This window comes from Limnoraphis robusta BA-68 BA1 (genome assembly GCF_034932365.1).
Taxonomy (GTDB): domain Bacteria; phylum Cyanobacteriota; class Cyanobacteriia; order Cyanobacteriales; family Microcoleaceae; genus Capilliphycus; species Capilliphycus robustus.
In genome coordinates, this window is sequence record NZ_JAYGHR010000003.1 from 92,038 (window position 1) to 109,738 (window position 17,701).

Consider the following 17,701-nt stretch of genomic DNA (forward strand, 5'->3'; position numbering starts at 1 on the left):
TAAGCAGGAAACTTTACTTCTAACTTTACAAAAATACCTCTAACACCCTATCCACAAGACTTCTAAGCCAATCGCCCTCCTTGACAATCCTATAACATTCGTTAAATTGGATGTGTAAAGTATCAAACTTTCTTCTAGGGTCTATCTACTGCCTAAGACCTATTGACCCGAATCTATTTATTCCGTGTAAAGTATCAATTTTTTCTGAAGGGTCTCTCTACTGTTTAAGAACGATTAAAATCAATCTATTTAGTATACATTTTATACAATTATGTATACAAACCTTCCCTGTAAAGTCTCAAACTTTCTTGAATAATTAATCTACTTTTTGTTTATCTTCCTTCACACATCTACGCCATGCCTACCTTCAAACAACGACACAGAAAAGTTGCCATTCTAACTCAGCAAGGATTTCAAAAACTCCGAACCGCACAGTCCCAAACCGACCTTTGGAACGATTTCACCAAATCCTGCACCTTGGAAGTTCTCAGCGAACAAACCGGACTATCAACCCACACTCTCAGCAAGGTTCATGACCGAAAAAAGGGGGTTGATTTAAAAACTTTGGTGCGCTATTTTAACGGTTTTAACCTAACTTTTGAACCGGATGATTATATGTCTCCTAGAGGACATAAAGAAACAACTATACTCGTCCCCTCCACCCCCGATAACGGAGCGTTAGTCACAGCATCCCTTCCTCAAAATAATCTGTTGAGTTGGGGTTTAGCGCCCGATGTTTCAATGTTCTGTGGTCGCCGGACAGAATTGGAAACTTTGCAGCAATGGGTTCTAGAAGATCGCTGTCGTTTAATCACGCTTTTCGGCATAGTTGGCATCGGTAAAACCTGGTTGGCGACCAAGTTAGCAGAACAAATACAACCGGAATTCAAGGTTGTGGTTTGGCGGAGTCTTCAACCGATATCGCGATCGCATTCTCCCTTACCTTTTAGCTACTTTATCGATGATTTGATTAACCATCTCACGGGCGAGTCTCACCCGACTATTCCAGAATATATCAACGCTAAGATACGGGAATTGATGGATATTTTGAGGCGTAAACGCTGTTTATTGATTTTGGATAACGTTGAATCTGTTCTGCCAAATCATACCCCACAAATCGCTTCGATAAATGATTCTGACGATGAAGCCTACAGTCAACTCCTCAAATACTTAGCACAGGCAAAACATCAAAGCTGTGTAATACTAACGAGTCGGGTCGAACCGACAGAAATTCAACCGTTTATTGGTGAAAATTTAGGAGTTCATTCTTTATGTGTGCAGGGTTTACAGGTTGCAGATATTCAACAGATGTTAAACGCTAAAGGTAAATTTCAAGGAACTGATGATGAATGGAAGCGCCTGGTTGACTATTACGATGGTAATCCTTTGATTCTTGCCATTTTTGCCACAACTATTCAGCATTTTTTTGATAGCAGTCTCACCAATTTTTTCAGCAATAATACCCTAATTTATGAAAATATTGGTGAGCTATTAAACGAACAGTTGAGCGCTTTATCCGTACCCGCACAACAAATCATCAAAGTTCTGGCAACTCAGAATGCACCCCTTTCTTTTTCCGAGTTACGATCGCATCTCGCCCCCTCGATCTCAGGAAATACTCTGTTAGGAACGTTAGAATTTCTCAAAGCGCGATCGCTCATATATACAACATCGGCTCTTTTTTCTCTACATCCCTTGATCGTTAATTATTTCACAAGTTAATTCGTTTGTAACTGCGCTTCTAATAGAAAAAACCCCTCTCCAAACCTCTCCCCTGGTAGGAGAGAGGCTATAAAACCTTAATTTTTCATTGAGTTTTAAAGAGATTTAAGTCCCTCGCCTTACCCCGCTTTTTAAGGGGGGATTAAGGGGGGATTGGAGAGGGGTTGGGGAGAGGTCATTGAGTTATATCTTGAACCTACTGAAGACAGCTTGAGTTTGAATTTAGAGTATTTTCTAGAACTACTCTAGTTTTGAGTATTTAATTCGTTTGTAACTGCGCCCCTAACGTTTTACCAATGCGATCGCGGGTTAACTCCAAATGCGCCAACGTGTAAGCATCCATGCGATTATTATGCTTTTCTAACGTCCGATCTAAAACGGCTTGTAACTGCTTCAACTGATACCAAGCCAAGGTCAACGCATCTTCAGGAACATTTACCTCTCGCAGTACAATTTGAGTCAATAAATTCAAGTATTCCCGTTGTAATGAACGCCTAATTCCTGAAATTTTAATGTCTTTTTCCGATTGGAATACTTCAGTCCAAATACTATTTTGCAACACCTCAAATAATTCGGGCATTGTTAGCGTATTTTGCGAGGCATTTTTCAGTTCTAAATCTCGTAACCGCACCAAACGAGTCGGGGCTAGAATTTCTTCTAAAATCGATTTTTGTAACCGCAAAATGCGATCACCAATTCGATATTCTAAGGTCGAATTAACATCAGGATTCCCCCAGTCTTGCCAACGAGAAGGCGCTAATTGATTGAGTAAACGAGGCGAAAACTGAAACGCATCTTCAGAAAAGATATATTTCTGCAATAGTGTTAACGCTTCACGCTGTTTATTAACCGGAATTGGTTCAAAGGGTAATCGGCCATTTTCATCACCAACACGGCTGCGATTAAAAGATTGCCCGCCAATATAAAGAACCATATTTTCGGCATTATTTTGATAGTAACCAAAGACCGTTTCAAACATCCGACGAACTTGATCATATCCCTCACCCGCAGTAGGAGAATGGCTTTCTAAACCCTTCCACATCGCGATCGCATTATCGAGTTGCCACTGTGAATATTGCAGCATATTATTACTCAAATCAAACACATTTGCAGCCGGATCAAGAAATACCCCCCAATAGTCTTCATCGGTTGCAAAAGCCAGTTCCGGTTCACCCGCTCGTTGAGCAATATCTTCTAGGGCTTCTCCTTGGGCGTAGAGACTATTTCCTGTAATGGCTGTGTAACCATATTCAATTGCCCATTGATCATAGGGACCAATCATCATCGGAAAATAATCGCCTTGAGTTTCTCCTTTGGGAGCCAAATTAACCGGAACATAATCCATCACTGAGCCAACTAATCCCAAACTGTGCGTAATATTTGTATCATGCAACTGTTCAGGTGCAAGTAACGTGCTACCCTGAAAATTGTGTCTGAGTCCTAATGTATGACCAACTTCATGGGCGACAAGAAAGCTCAAATATTGCTGAACATAGTCTTTGATTTCGGAACTATTTTCATTCACACCATTCAACAATGACATCGCCATTGCACCAACCGCTAACTGACGGTTTGACTCAAAGCCAAAACATAAATGTTCTGAAGAAAAATCCGGGGATACATTTGAGTGTGAAGCGGCAGTTAGCCTTGCTAGAGATGCCCTTCCCAAATTACAAGGATTCTGATTCATCTGCGTAGCATTATTTTCTTGATTCTGATCAATCAAAACGCTAATTCCCTCATAAAACTTAGCAACAGCATTACTTTCAACCATAATATCTGCATCTAAGATTTGTCCAGTTAAAGGATTAACATGAGAAGGGCCGTATCCACTGAACCCCGGTTGAAACGAAGTAGACCAACGAATCGTATTGTAACGAACATCTGCGGGGTCCCAATCTGCATCATCGGGCATTTGTTCAACTTGAATTGCATCTTTAAATCCCGCTTTTTCAAAAGCTGTATTCCACATTAATACCCCCTGACGAATCGCCTCCCGATATTCAAAGGGAACTGTATTTTCAATCCAAAAAACAATCGGTTTAACCGGAGTAGAAATCGCCGCATTCGGATCACTTTTTTGTAAATTCCAGCGATTAATATAACGCACAATAGAAGAGCGATGACTCGAGTTAGAAATATCTTTGTAGATGCTCGTAAAATATCCGACTCGTTCATCAGCCAGACGCGGTTGATAACTTTCTTCGCTGGGAACTTCCAGAAAACTATAACGAACATTCAGGTTAAAGGATCGGCTATCAGGAAGCGAAGATAGACCTCTCCGCATACTTCCGGGATTTTCTGAAAAGCCAAATACTGACTCTATCTCAATATTTAAAGGAAAGGCTTGAACTTGATTGATATAGGATTTTTCCGGATCAATACTGTAGTTAGAACTGAGAAAACTTGAGAAGGAATTAGCCAGATTGGAAAGATCGCGCTCGCTCGTGAGAACACTACTCAAATCAATCAAAATGCTTTTCCGTTCGGGATGAATGCTAATAATCGGCAGGGAATACAGAACAGAATCACTCACCGAACGATTAACAGAACGGCTTTGTGGATCATTCGGTTGGGTTCTAAAATTAATATTGGGAACCACAAGCTGCACTTTATTATTCTGACGCCGCCACTGAAATACAAACTCATTTAAATTCAATCCCCGAAAGATTCCCGCTTGACCAATTCCTGAATCTAAGCTGATAAAACACAGGTAATTTTTATTAAATTGTTCGGGCGTCAGTTCTAAATATACTTTGCCAGTTTTTTGATGGTGATAAAGGGTCAATAATCCTTCGATTTTTTGACTATTTTGAACAGCTTGCTCGAAGGGTTGCTCATTGGCTTGTTCCTGAGCAAGCAGCCAGGACGGGGGTTCATTGGTGGCGTGTATGGCATTAATCGGTAGTCCTGATAGAAGTAAGGTTAGCAAGATCGACAAGCTAAACAGAGCGAAAAATAGCTTAACTTTTGTCATTCCTAAGACTTGAATTGAGTGGTGGTTGAGGGTAGTTTTCCGGGAGTTGAGAAATCCCAAAATAGATGAGGACACATTCAAGGTATAGCAAAAGGCACTCATGTAAAAGCACAGCTCTATAACATTTTGGCCTTGATTGATATTGACAATTCTAACTCGCGATCGCTTAACGTCCCAACTCTCAACGACTCGGCCAGGGAATTTGTTGCTTTTCAGCCAGTCGTTCAGCAACCGCCGCCGCGCCATATTGGTTTAAGTGGCTCGGATCAGAGTAATATTCATAGGTTTGCAACCACTCCAAACCCAAATCAATAAAAATCAGCCCCGTTTCGCTCTCCATTTGCTGCATATGTTCTTGAAACTTTTGTTCATAAGCCATGCGAACAGAGTCAAGATAATCTTGAGTCAGAGGCATATTCACAAAAACAATCTCGACTTGCTGAGACTGCACATATTCCACTAACTTTTTCAAAGCGTTCGTTTGAACACCATTGAGTTCAAAGCCTTGATAGTCGCTATCGTAGTAACCCGAGACTTGAGAATACTTCTGATAATAAGTTTTGGGGTCAAACCGAATAGATAGGGGAAGAAAGCCATTCTTTCCAAGCTGGGGAGTCTCATTCATCGAATAATCTTCTGCATCGGGAACATCTGGAAGCGCTTGGGGTTGTTGGCTGAGAGTTCTATTATTCACCACGAACAGCAAAAACCGCTTCAGTCGATCTCGTTGAGCATAGGAAGCCGAAATCTCGCTCAATTGTTGATCAAACCATTGCTGCACTTGTTTAACTACCGTCGAGGGATTTTGACTCAACTCCCGTAAACTCAACAGCGTTTGCTGGAAATCCGAAGAAGAATTGAGTTGTCGAGTCGGAATTCTAAACGTTCCTTGAGCAATTTGTTGATATCCGGGTGACGCCGCCAACGCTTCGTAAGTGCGATCGCTACGACCACTATTGAGCGCCCGCACACCATCGGCGACAATCACTAACTTCGGCAGTTGTTCGTCCGGTAAAATGCGTCGCACTAACAACTCTACCACCTGAGCCGTCGCCCCATTTACCCCGAAATTAAACACCTTGAGTTGGGGATAACCTTGCTTGAGTAGCGCTTGTTCTAAGACTTCCGGATCAATCCCCCGCAACGCCCGTGAACTCCCCACAATCAAAATATCAGGCGGGCGTTTTTCTCGAGCGATGAAATCTTGATAACGAGCCAGTTGTTCATCGAGTTGAGGACTATTAAACGAAGCATACAGCAGTTGAGACCGTTGACAAGACTCCTGATCCGAAACCGCTTGACAAGCATTTAGTTGAGTCGAACCCTTGTCAGATTTGGAAATAAATTCCGAGCGATTGAAAACCCCATCCTCCTCGGCAGATGAAGACGGAGAAGCCAGTTGTACAGCAGAAACCTCCTGAGACGTTGAGAGAGTTTCCGCCGGGGTAGAGGGCAAATAAACTTCTTCAGTCGCCCCATCAAACTGCGGGTTATTTTCCAAAAATTCACCCACCGCCCAGTCGATTTGAACGGCGACTAAGCAGCCTAAAGCACCCCAAACCAACGCTAACGCCGTTTTTGAGTATCGAGGCGTTTCCGAGGCATCAACGGGGACGAGAGCGCCAACACGAGTCGTAAACAGTCCAGTGCCGAGTAAGCTCTGTTGTAGCCTCATCAACAAAAAGAAAAGCGGATCGCTTCTTTGAAGTACAGACTCATTAGCCTCTAGTTCATCAGAGACGAGATCGGGTCGAAACACCAGTCCATCGGCTTGAGGGATTAAGTCTTCACTCTCAGCTTCAGAAAAAGCATTGACTTGTTCATCGTGGGTTAGAATGCGCTGCGACAACGCCACTCCATAACGCCACAGGGGATGCTTTTGACCCGCCCGACGGCCATAAATTCGCACTCCGGCAATCTGATCAATCGGATGGCTACGGAGAAATTGCGCTAGAGGCAGGGCAACTTTCGACTGAGACGGACAAGTGGGGGCTTCACTCATCACATGAAGCAGTTTTCCTTTGCGAAGCAGCATAACGCTGACTCCGCCTGTGGCTAATTTACTATCAAGATCTCGATTAACGAGTTGATTGAGGAGAAAGGTCAGGGCTTCGAGGTTTCCCTGTTGAGCTAAAGTCAGAGGATGGGGTTGTAAATCAGGATATTGACTCGCTGGGAGATTTAGCCAATCAATCCAAGCCGGAGAGTCGGGCTGGTTTTTGGGGTTTTGACCCTCAACGCCATAAACCGTTGCAGCCAGAATGCCTTGAGGGGCAAGGGTTTCTAGGATGGGGGCGATCGCTGCCATCACCTTTTGTTTGGGGGCAGGGCGTTTACTGGATTTTTCGGCGGGAAGGTTTTCGGCAGTTAGAGTTTCACAAAATAGATGCAGAGTAGATTCTTTGAGAGTGGCGCGAACTTTGACATTTAACGCCTCTAATTTTTGATTGAGGAGACGAGCGATCGCCGCCTCAGAACCCCAACGCGCCCAATTTTTGAGGATTTGTAACGGCGGGGTGAGATCAATTCGCAGCATCCAGTCGGGCGTGGGTTCTCCCTGAACTTGCAGCAAAATACAAGCATCTCTAAAGTTTTCAAGCTGCAATTGTCGCAAGCGTTGGGCGATCGGTTCAGCCAACAGGGAGGGATCAGGACTATAAGCCGACTCACAGCGCACCCACAACCGTCGCGTTAAGGGTGGGTTGAGGGATTCTGTTGGGGGAGAGGGACGGCGTTTTTTGGAGATTTCTTTAACGCTGACTTTGACGCTGACTCCCAAACTGCCGAGAATTTCACTGAGATAACTGGCGATCGCATCGGGATGACCCCGACGGGCTAGGGTTTCAGTCGAAACCGTGAGGGGAGCGCTAGGCGTTTCTATTTCACTGGGTTTTGTTTGGGTTGCAGTTGCTCTTGAGTTGGGTACAGTTGAGCTAAAAGAGTGATGTTCTGAGCTATCCTGGCTTGAGGTGAGCAAGTCTGAGGGGATTGTCGAAGTTTTTCGTTTACCGTTGCTGCCCAAGGGGGGAGAATCACTAATCTGACGCGGTGATTGATGGGGTTCTGCAACGGTTGTTTCTGGGGGGGTAGGCGTTGGGAAAACCGTCTCGAACTCTTGGAGTTCGTTGGGTTTTGAGTTTTCCTCGAAGACTGACTCGGGTTCGGTTTCTGTTGCAAGTTCGGTTGCTTCTATCGATTCAACAGCATGATTATTCGGGCTACGATGAGTGAAAATTCCGCTCAGTGTTTCCAAGACTGATTTTCGCCCAATCGCCGAAGCTTGGGAAGCCTCTTGCGCCTCCTCTGTCACCTTTTGAGGATTATATTCCAGTTTTACCGTCCACTCCGGGCGTTTAGCCTCGGGTAGACGCCCACAGAGAAACACCTTGTAAACGGTTGGGGCATCAGCAGGGAGTAACTTCTCCAGGTTGGTTTGTGCCAGTGCTGCCGAAAACTGAGACACCGCTATTTTTTCGCTCGGACAGGGTGAGGCTTCACACAAGACATGGAGGTGATTGCCCCGCAAACGAACTTGCACCCGAACCTCTGACAGTCCGATTGCTTTTTCTGTCCATTGTGTTAGTGTTGACCAATCTTTCGCCAAGACGCTCCCAATTGTATTAAACTCAACCCACGATTTTTTCTTTAGATGATACCCTGCTACAGGTGAGAGTTGTAGATCTCAATTGCATTCTCAATTCGGGTTTGGCAGTGCAGCTCTTTGAGTTGATTGATCCGCCGTCCTGCCGCAGAGACTCCATCAATTGGGTTCACCCAGCACCGCACTTGAGCAACCGACACTCTACCGAGTCCATTTTGACATAATTGAGGGCGAGGTTGTCGAGGGAGGCGGGTTCCCAACTGATTCCCTGATGTCGGCTCCCTCAGCCCGATGGGATGAAAAATCTACTGTTAAAATTAATAGCAAAGAAATTTGTTAATGATCAGAGGAAATCGCTATGCAGTCTCGTTGGGAAAAACCATCTGAAGCTTCGAGTTCTAATACTCATGGGTTTAAACTTCCGTCCGACTTGCTCTTGAGTGTGACAACTTCACCCTTTATACTGCTCCTGATTGGAAGTAAAGTTGTATCCGATACGATTTTAGAGATGAGTCGCAGTAGCGAAGCGGTCTTTCAGGGCGATCGCCTTCCTGTTCTCAATTTTCCCCATCAGACCCGTCAACAGTAGACAGTTTACAGGAATCAGTCACCCGTTTTTTTCGGTTGCAATTCCCGCCTTTTGATAGGTCCCCTGTCCCCTAATCACTGGTGACTGATAACTCTAAAGGCGGTTCTCAATCCTCAAAAAATCATTAAATCTTGACAAGATTAATCCAAAACTTAGAAATTAAACCTTAAAAGTCTATGATTTTCGGGAGGTTAAGCCATACAATAAAGGATAATCTTGCCAAACAGGAACAGGCCCTATGAGTTCACTGCTCCACCCTTCAGATCAGGTCTCTAACAAAGTTGTTTCATCTAATGGTACTTTAAGTGATTCCGATATATTATTGCGGAATCGTCTCAAAATAGTAGAAGATTTGTGGGAGTCAGTCCTGCGTCAAGAGTGCGGTCAAGAATTAGTCGATTTACTCAAGCAGATGCGCTCGATGACCTCTCCAGAGGGACAAGCATCTCACTTTCAAGAGTCAAACGTTTCCCAACTAATTGAACAGCTCGATATCAATGAATCGATTCGGGCGTCTCGCGCTTTTGCCCTGTACTTCCAGCTCATTAACATCGTTGAACAACATTACGAACAACGTGAGCAACAACTAGCTTATACTAAAGGTCTATCGACCGAAAAGCAACTGCTGATCCCCAAAGATCAAAAAAATTCAACCTTTGAAACTCGCAATCAACGGTTCTCAGACGAACGAGAATATCCGCTCAATCTTTCCGATATCTCGACCCAATATCAAGCCGGACAGGAATTAGCAACCTTTCATCACCTGTTCCCGATGTTGCGATGTTTAAACGTTCCCTCCCAACAAATCCAAAGATTAATTGATCGCCTCGATGTTCGCTTGGTGTTTACCGCCCATCCCACCGAAATTGTACGCCATACCATCCGCACGAAACAACGCCGCATTGCTAAAGTTTTACAACAACTGGATCAAGTCGATCTCAATGTCAGAGGAGTCAGCGAAAATCTAATCGATCAAGCCTCAACCCTCTCCTCCTGGACAGATGAACTCTACGATCAACTGACGGAAGAAATACGCCTGTGGTGGCGTACTGACGAACTCCATCAGTTTAAACCCACAGTTCTCGATGAAGTAGACTACACCCTACATTACTTCCAAGAAGTTTTGTTTGATGCCATTCCCCAACTCTATCAACGCATCAAACACGCCCTAAACGCCTCCTTCCCCTACCTAAAGCCTCCTAGATACGATTTTTGCAAATTTGGTTCTTGGGTGGGAGCTGATCGCGATGGAAACCCCTCTGTGACTCCAGAAGTGACCTGGCGAACCGCTTGCTATCAACGGCATTTAGTCCTGGAAAAATACATCTGTGCAGTTCAAGCCCTCAACGGGCTGTTAAGTTTATCGCTACACTGGAGTGATGTCCTGCCGGAATTACTCGAGTCCCTCGATCGCGATCGCACACAAATCCCGGAAATCTACGATCAACTCGCCATCCGCTATCGCCAAGAACCCTATCGTCTGAAATTAGCCTACGTTCAAAAACGACTCGAAAATACTCGCGATCGCAACTGGCGGCTTTACAATAGCGATGATGTGACCCTAGAGCGGGAAAAACTTCTCAGTCCTGAGAAAAATGCGGGTAGTTTTTACCAGTCAGGCGGGGAATTCCTGGAAGAACTCACCCTGATTCAGCGCAATTTACACGAAACAGGCATCGATTGTCGCGATCTGGAAAATCTCCTCTGTCAAGTGGAAATTTACGGGTTCTCCCTCGCTCGTCTGGATATGCGTCAGGAGTCGTCCGTTCACTCCAACGCCCTGAGTGAAATTGCAGAATATCTACAAATCCTACCCAAATCTTACAACGAACTCTCCGAAGCTGAACGCTCCCTGTGGCTGTCTACCGAACTTCAAACTCGTCGTCCTCTGATTCCTTCTGAACTTCCCTTTTCCGAGAAAACCTGCGAAACCATTCAAACCTTCCGCACGATGCGGGATCTCCAACGGGAATTCGGCGCTGAGATCTGTCAAACTTATATTATCAGTATGAGTCACGAAGTCAGTGACCTACTAGAAGTTTTACTCCTGGCGAAAGAAGCTGGACTTTATGACCCCGCTACCGGAATTGCCAATCTCCTGGTGGTGCCGCTATTTGAAACCGTCGAAGATCTCAAATGCGCTCCGATTGTGATGAACGATTTGTTCGATTTACCCCTGTATCGCGCCATGCTAGCTGGAGGTTACGAACATTATCAGCACAACTCTAAAGATACGGATCGCTCCCTCCAAGAGATTATGTTGGGCTACTCCGATAGTAACAAGGATTCCGGGTTCTTAAGTAGTAACTGGGAAATTCACAAAGCCCAAAAAGCCCTACAAAAAGTCGCAGAGTCCTACAACGTTAATCTTCGCATCTTCCACGGTCGGGGCGGTTCAGTCGGACGCGGAGGCGGTCCTGCTTACAAAGCGATTTTATCTCAACCCGGTAAGAGTATTAGCGGTCGGATTAAGATTACTGAACAAGGGGAAGTCCTCGCCTCGAAATATTCTCTAGCTGAGTTGGCGCTTTATAATCTTGAAAGCGTCTCGACCGCAGTGATCCAAGCCAGCCTCCTGCATACAGGGTTTGATGAGATTGAACCTTGGAATCAGATCATGGAAGAATTATCCGTGAAATCGCGATCGCATTATCGCGCCTTGATCTACGAACAACCTGATTTAGTCGAGTTTTTTGATCAAGTCACTCCCATTCAAGAAATTAGCCAACTGCAAATTAGTTCTCGTCCGTCTCGACGTCAGGGAGACAAGAAAAAGGATATTTCGGGTTTAAGAGCCATTCCTTGGGTGTTTAGCTGGACTCAAAGCCGTTTTCTACTCCCCTCCTGGTACGGTGTGGGTGCGGCGTTACAAGAATTTGTCCAAAAAGCACCGGAAGAACATATCAAACTGTTGCGTTACTTCTACTACAAATGGCCGTTTTTCCGCACGACGATCTCTAAGGTGGAAATGACCCTGGCTAAAGTCGATATGCAAATGGCTCACCACTATGTTAAAGAGTTGAGTGATCGAGAAAATCTTGAACGGTTTGAAGCATTGTACGAACAAATTGCTCAGGAATTTCACCTGACCCGTCAACTGGTTCTACAAATTACCGAACATGAACGCTTATTAGATGGCGATCCCACCTTGCAACGTTCAGTACAGTTACGCAATGGTACAATTATTCCCTTGGGTTTGCTACAAGTGGCTCTATTAAAGCGTTTACGTCAGCATGGAGTTGCCAGTGCGCCGGGAGTGATTCATTCCCGCTATAGCAAGGGTGAACTGTTACGCGGTGCGTTGCTTACGATTAATGGAATTGCCGCCGGAATGCGAAATACAGGCTGATTTCAGTCAACAGTAAACAGTTGTCACTTAAACTTAGTCCTATGGGCTAGGACTTTGATTTGGAGACAGGATTTTAACTGATGGTCTGTTGAGTTGAGGGCGGGTTTAGATGGATTGTTTGCAACAAACATAGATTGTTGCGGAACCCGCCCCTACATCACTGTCCCCTGTAACCTATTCCCTAATTTTCTTGCGAGAGCGGGAAAAACGTGTTATTGATAAGAGTGATCAAGCTGGAGTGAAAGCGTATCGATATCGGTACAGGGACATTTCGTTGGTCTTCTGCACAAAAGCTAATAACCATTAGAAATTCAGTAGACTGAGCAATCATTATTCATGTATTCAAAACGGGTTCCACTCAATATACCTAGTGGCTGGGCGATCATTCATAATACTTTCGGAGATGAAGATCCATTAATTCGAGAGGGTTGGATTGTCAATTCTCACTTTTACAATGAAAATTTACTCTTAATTCAGCCGATCAGGTTTGAGGGAACAAGTTCAACAATTGATCCGCAGGGCGATCGTTTGAAACTGGGTTGGTTTCCTCAAGGGAACCCTCACGGTTGCTATCGGTTGACTTTGGAGAAGGGAGACGTGGAAACTCCTATTTTTCAGTATGAGTCGAGAGAACGTGAAACTATTCGTCGAGTGATTGAACGCTGTTTTCAATTAATCACGGAAGGGGTTCAAGCCGAAGAGATCGAAAAAGAAATTAAAGCCGATGCAAAAAGCATTGAAAAAAATAACCGTATCTTTTCGGGAACTCGCAAACGAATATTTGACAGCAAGGAATCTCCAGAAAAGAAAAATAGACTCACTTACAGTCAAGTTGGTTTTTATTGGCCAGTTTACTATGAAGTGAGTAATATGATCTACCTTGAACCGAAGTCGAATAAGGTGAAAGATGATATGCTAGCACCGGACAATAAAAAAATTTGAATTCCTTGTTTAAACCAACAGTAAGAAGGGTTTTAGGAGATAGATAGAATTATGATTGCTTCAGAACAAAATCCAGAAATAGTCTCGAAGGAAGAGTTGACAGACAAACCTTTGTTTGATACCCTGCTCGAGTTCTTTGATGAAGATGGTTGGGTCTTTAAAGAGATTGAACATCGCCGGGTTTTAGCATTAGGAATAGAAGGGAAAAATGGCAGATTTGACTGCTACATGATCGCCCGTGAAGAAGAAAAACAACTGAGTGTCTATTCGGTTTTTCCGGTGAAAGTCCCTGACCACAAACGCTATAGCATAGCAACCTTTCTGACGATGATAAATTATGGGATTGTCATCGGCAACTTTGAAATGAATTTCTATGATGGAGAGATTCGCTATAAAACCAGTTTAGATGTCGAAGGCGATCGCCTCTCCTCAACCTTGGTGAAGCACTTAGTCTACTCGAATGTGACGAGCATGGATAAATATTTACCGGGGATTATGTCAGTCATCTTTGGGAATTTATCGCCTGAAGAAGTTATTTCTCGGGTGGAAAACTAAGAGATAAAAAGACAGACAAGCAGGGAGTTGGGTTAGGTAAAAACCCCTCTCTGTCTACTCTCTGGTGTTCAAACGAGAATGTTCTAACATCAGTAAATGTTCCGCCCGAGCGATCGCCAAATAGGTTTTTTCGACTGCATCAAGATTCACCGAAATAGAGGTGACACCCCATCGGATTAAATGTTCAATCAGTTCAGGATATAAAACCGGAGCATCCCCACAAATTGAACAGGGAATTTTAGCTGTTATTGCCGTTGAAATTAATTGTTGAATCGCTTTCAGCATCGCCGGATGAAGAGCGTTTAAATGAGCAGGCGGGTGAGTTTGATTGCGATCAATCCCGAGAATAAATTGACATAAATCATTGGTTCCAATGGAAATCCCTTGCACTCCCGCTTTGATATAGTCGGACAGTAAAAAGATTACGGATGGAACTTCCGCCATGATCCAAATTTGAAACCGAGGATTATGGGTTAACCCGGTTTTTTCAATACAGTGACGGTAAATCGAAAACTCCTCAACAGAACGAACAAAGGGTAAAATCAGACGAATATTATCACAACCCGACTGGTAGAGCTGAGATAAAACAGCCAGTTCTAACTCAAATAACGTTGAATAGAGTTTGGGACTGTGGTGTTCACAGTTAGAAAAACGAGTTAAAAGCGCGAGTTCAGAATTCTCCGCTCCCCATAAAGGTCTAACTTCTTGATGAAAGTCTCGCAAGTCTAGAGCGCGGTAAAATAGAGGATGGGGAGCGATCGTCGCCGCTAAACGTTGGAGTGCTTCAGTCATTGTCTCAATAAATTGGGACTGATACTGAGGTTGTAAGAATTGACTAAAATCAACAGAAGCGATCGCAGAGCCTAACACATCTAACGCCATTAGTTCCGAACGGACTAAGCCTATCCCATCAATCGGTAAATCTTTTAGTCGCTCTAAAGAACTGGATTGACTCAGATTCACCATTAATTGCGTCGCAATCGGAACCCGTAAAATATCTTGAGAAAAATGGGGTTTTGTCTTCCAGATAGATGAGTTCTGATCTGTCGTCATATTCGGGTCTTGAATCCGATGAACTTCTCCGCGATCGCCATCAACGAGCAGAGATTCTCCCATTTTAATCTGCTCAGTGGCACTGGGTACACCAATCACAGCCGGAATTCCCAGTTCTCGCGCTAAAATTGCACCATGTCCAGTCATTCCGCCCTGTTCTGTGACTAAACCGCAAGCGTGTTTCAGCAGAGGAAGCAACTCGGGTGTGATCGTGGGAACGACTAAAATTGATCCCGTTGGAAATAGATGGGTTTGAACTCCAGAAGCTGTCGGAATATAGGCTTTCCCCAGCCTTTGTCCTGCGGAAGCGGCTATTCCTTTGAGATCAGCAAAAGATGGCTCCGCGTCAACAACGGGCTGATCTTGGGCGATTAAACAACTATCGAGAATGCAGACTTGAGAGATGTAAAATTCGCAGGACTCACAGAGTGTCCACTCGATCAACCCAGATGTTCCGAGATCTGTTGCGATCGGTTCGATTAACTCGATTAAGGATTGCAGTTGAGCGGGTTTGAGGACGGGTTCCTGATGTTCTTCAGGACTCAACAATTTGGCCTCTACAGGGCTTTTTAAGGGGGATAGGGAGGATTGAGCAAACCCTGTCCATTGACTGTCTAGATCGCTGAATTCTCGGGTTTCGGATGATTTTAAACGGTAGGTAATGGTTTTGTAACCCAGTCGTTGTTGTTGGACTTCTCGGGTTTGCGGATTGATTTGATAATGATCGGGGTGGGTTTGTCCCCATAAGATTGCCAATTCTAAACCCCAAGTGGCTCGAATTTCCCAAAATTCAGCATCGATGCGAATTGAACCAGAAGCGATCGCCTGGGGGATTGATTGTACTAGAACCGTTGGTTTGAGTTGTTCGAGTTTGACTCCCTTGCGTTGCCAGTATAGTAAATTTCTTGCTCGAAATAATTCAGCCCAGGCTTGTTTTAACCCCAATTCAATCCCATCAATTGTTGTCCAACTGATCACTGGATCAAATAATCCACTCGTGGGTACTGAGGGCAATATTAAATCGGGATGAAACATCACCGCTTGAGCGTTGATTGTTTGTAGGCCAGATTGCAATGTCGATCTCAATTGAGAAGATAATTTTGATGTGATGATTTGATGACGAATCCGTTGGGCGATCGCCTGCAATTGTCGAGGATTGTTGACATCAATATGTAATGAAGAAGTCGGAAAATCAACGAAGAGCGGTTCTAGCCAGTCTATCGTTTCCAAAAACTCACCATAGATTTTCGCACTCACCACAAAGCCAGGAAGGACTGGATAACCCCGTTGGATTAAATGACCCAAGTAAAAAGCCCTATCCCCAACAACCGATCGGTCTGTGGTTTGAATTTTGTGAAGCCAGTAGAGATTTTCCACGCCATCAGTTGATAGACTGAAAGACATCTTATTATATATAATTTTATTACAAAACTGTTGCTATTTTAGCAAAAGCTGTGATATGAAGGGGTTGGGGATCTATAAACACATCAATAAAAACAACTGTATATCTCAGTAGAACGAGAGGCGTTGTACACAAGATCTATAGATCGGGTTTCCCTGAAGCTGTAATCTTTTCACGGGTAGGGATGATTGATCAATTATCCTAACTGTTCACGGATTTTCTAACCCCTAACCCTGGTAAATCATTCGGAATTAAACAGCCTTGTTTCACCGTTGCACCGATAAAGGGATCATCAATTAAATTCAAGTGAGAGTCTAAATCTAGATAATCAGCTAGCGGTGCCAGATGAGAAGCGGCTGTATTTGCCAAACAACTATCAGAATAACAGCCAAACATCACCTGTAACCCAAACGCTTTCGCAGTATGGATCATTCGCCAAGCTTCTGTTAAACCGCCAGATTTCATCAGTTTAATATTAATACCATGAATATAAGGAGCGAGTAGAGGAATATCCCGACTCTTAAAACAACTTTCATCCACAAAAATGGGTATTGGAGATTGGTCATAAAGTTGAGGAAGTTCTTTTAAAGCAACATCTACCCCTAACGGTTGTTCAACATATTTTACTCCGACCGACGCTAACCAGTGACACATTTTGACTGCATCGGGTAAATTCCAACCGCCATTCGCATCAACAAACAACACCGCATCGGCAGGGGCTTCTGTTTTCACCGCCATCAACATTTCTTGATCGGCTTCGATCCCTTGCGGGCTGCCCAATTTTACCTTTAATACCCGTACATCGAGATAATTTAACCAATCTCTGACTCTGGCTTTTGCACCTTCTGGGGTATTAATCCCAATTGTTACCGAAATTGGGACAATGTGATCGCGATCGAGTCCCCACAACCGCCACAGAGGTAATCCCAGCTTTTTCCCCAACCAGTCGTGAAACGCCATATCCAACGCCGCCCTAGCCGATGAAGGAAGTTGACTGTCCCTGAAAATTGCTTCGATCCGTTGTCGATCAAAGGGAGTCAACGCTTCCAATTTCGGGATCATCTCCTCTAACGCCGCTACCAACGTTTCTGAGGTTTGGGGCTGACTCCCCGTTGAGAAGGGCGATGCTTCTCCCCAGCCTTCGATCCCATCGTGAGAGACTTTCAGCCAAATATTCGTAGAGTGGGTTGTGGTTCCCCGGCTGATCGTCAAGGGAAAGCGTTTGTTCACAGTGAAGGTTTGAACTTGAAGCTGCATCTTCGTGGGTGTGGCTGGATCGACTGTGGTGTATGGGGTAGGCATTTTTACAGGGGTCTGTCACTTCCACCTGTTTTTTCCCTTGACCTTACTCTAACCCCAAAATTCCTCAATTCGATGTGATGCTCATCACCTCAATGACTTCCAAGTTGTCACCAACTCAAACGGTTTCCCCTCACGCGGATACTTCTGAATTCTCACAGGGTTTCGAGAATACCATCACTTCTTATTTTTGTAATTGCATTGATACTAAG

General features: G+C 44.3%; 9 protein-coding genes. 5 read left to right on the forward strand and 4 right to left on the reverse strand.

Going from position 1 to position 17,701, the window contains the following annotated elements:
• Positions 1 to 357 precede the first annotated feature (357 nt).
• Positions 358 to 1,722, forward strand: a complete 1,365-nt coding sequence (locus VB836_RS02665; protein ID WP_323217873.1) for an ATP-binding protein — start codon at positions 358 to 360, stop codon at positions 1,720 to 1,722.
• 259 nt (positions 1,723 to 1,981) lie between these two features.
• On the opposite strand, the gene VB836_RS02670 is transcribed toward VB836_RS02665, so the two are convergent.
• Both VB836_RS02670 and VB836_RS02675 read right to left on the reverse strand, forming a co-directional pair.
• Positions 1,982 to 4,945: a zinc-dependent metalloprotease gene (locus tag VB836_RS02670; protein WP_323217874.1), complete on the reverse strand. Its 2,964-nt coding sequence runs from the start codon at positions 4,943 to 4,945 to the stop codon at positions 1,982 to 1,984.
• The gene (locus VB836_RS02675) at positions 4,881 to 8,303 is read right to left on the reverse strand and encodes a DUF1574 family protein (RefSeq protein WP_323217875.1); all 3,423 of its coding nucleotides are present in this window, start codon (positions 8,301 to 8,303) and stop codon (positions 4,881 to 4,883) included. The genes VB836_RS02670 and VB836_RS02675 overlap by 65 nt, the downstream gene beginning before the upstream one ends.
• A 355-nt stretch (positions 8,304 to 8,658) precedes the next feature.
• Between VB836_RS02675 and VB836_RS02680 the strand changes: the two genes are divergently transcribed.
• The 4 genes from VB836_RS02680 (at position 8,659) to VB836_RS02695 (ending at position 13,735) form a co-directional block, all read left to right on the forward strand.
• Complete coding sequence (locus VB836_RS02680; protein ID WP_323217876.1) at positions 8,659 to 8,889, forward strand: hypothetical protein; 231 nt, start codon at positions 8,659 to 8,661, stop codon at positions 8,887 to 8,889.
• Between the two features lie 238 nt (positions 8,890 to 9,127).
• Complete coding sequence (gene ppc, locus VB836_RS02685; protein WP_323217877.1) at positions 9,128 to 12,238, forward strand: phosphoenolpyruvate carboxylase; 3,111 nt, start codon at positions 9,128 to 9,130, stop codon at positions 12,236 to 12,238.
• Positions 12,239 to 12,574: 336 nt separating this feature from the next.
• Entirely contained in the window at positions 12,575 to 13,180 is a 606-nt protein-coding gene (locus VB836_RS02690; protein WP_046279011.1) for a hypothetical protein, read from the forward strand.
• Positions 13,181 to 13,231: 51 nt separating this feature from the next.
• Positions 13,232 to 13,735 carry a type III secretion system chaperone family protein gene (locus VB836_RS02695; protein WP_046279010.1) on the forward strand — a complete coding sequence of 168 codons (504 nt, stop codon included), beginning with the start codon at positions 13,232 to 13,234 and terminating at the stop codon, positions 13,733 to 13,735.
• A 54-nt stretch (positions 13,736 to 13,789) separates the two neighbouring features.
• On the opposite strand, the gene VB836_RS02700 is transcribed toward VB836_RS02695, so the two are convergent.
• Together VB836_RS02700 and VB836_RS02705 are read right to left on the reverse strand one after the other, a co-directional pair.
• Positions 13,790 to 16,192 carry a putative PEP-binding protein gene (locus tag VB836_RS02700; protein WP_323217878.1) on the reverse strand — a complete coding sequence of 801 codons (2,403 nt, stop codon included), beginning with the start codon at positions 16,190 to 16,192 and terminating at the stop codon, positions 13,790 to 13,792.
• Between the two features lie 199 nt (positions 16,193 to 16,391).
• Positions 16,392 to 17,447 (reverse strand): dipeptide epimerase, encoded by a 1,056-nt coding sequence (locus VB836_RS02705; RefSeq protein WP_323217962.1) that lies wholly within the window; start codon positions 17,445 to 17,447, stop codon positions 16,392 to 16,394.
• Positions 17,448 to 17,701 lie beyond the last annotated feature (254 nt).

Bases quoted from the DNA above. Each gene is read 5' to 3' on its own strand.
- VB836_RS02705 (WP_323217962.1), bottom strand. From the start codon at position 17,447: ATGCAGCTTCAAGTTCAAACCTTCACTGTGAACAAACGCTTTCCCTTG.
- VB836_RS02665 (WP_323217873.1), top strand. From the start codon at position 358: ATGCCTACCTTCAAACAACGACACAGAAAAGTTGCCATTCTAACTCAG.
- VB836_RS02700 (WP_323217878.1), bottom strand. From the start codon at position 16,192: ATGTCTTTCAGTCTATCAACTGATGGCGTGGAAAATCTCTACTGGCTT.
- VB836_RS02695 (WP_046279010.1), top strand. From the start codon at position 13,232: ATGATTGCTTCAGAACAAAATCCAGAAATAGTCTCGAAGGAAGAGTTG.
- VB836_RS02680 (WP_323217876.1), top strand. From the start codon at position 8,659: ATGCAGTCTCGTTGGGAAAAACCATCTGAAGCTTCGAGTTCTAATACT.
- VB836_RS02670 (WP_323217874.1), bottom strand. From the start codon at position 4,945: ATGGCGCGGCGGCGGTTGCTGAACGACTGGCTGAAAAGCAACAAATTC.
- ppc (WP_323217877.1), top strand. From the start codon at position 9,128: ATGAGTTCACTGCTCCACCCTTCAGATCAGGTCTCTAACAAAGTTGTT.
- VB836_RS02690 (WP_046279011.1), top strand. From the start codon at position 12,575: ATGTATTCAAAACGGGTTCCACTCAATATACCTAGTGGCTGGGCGATC.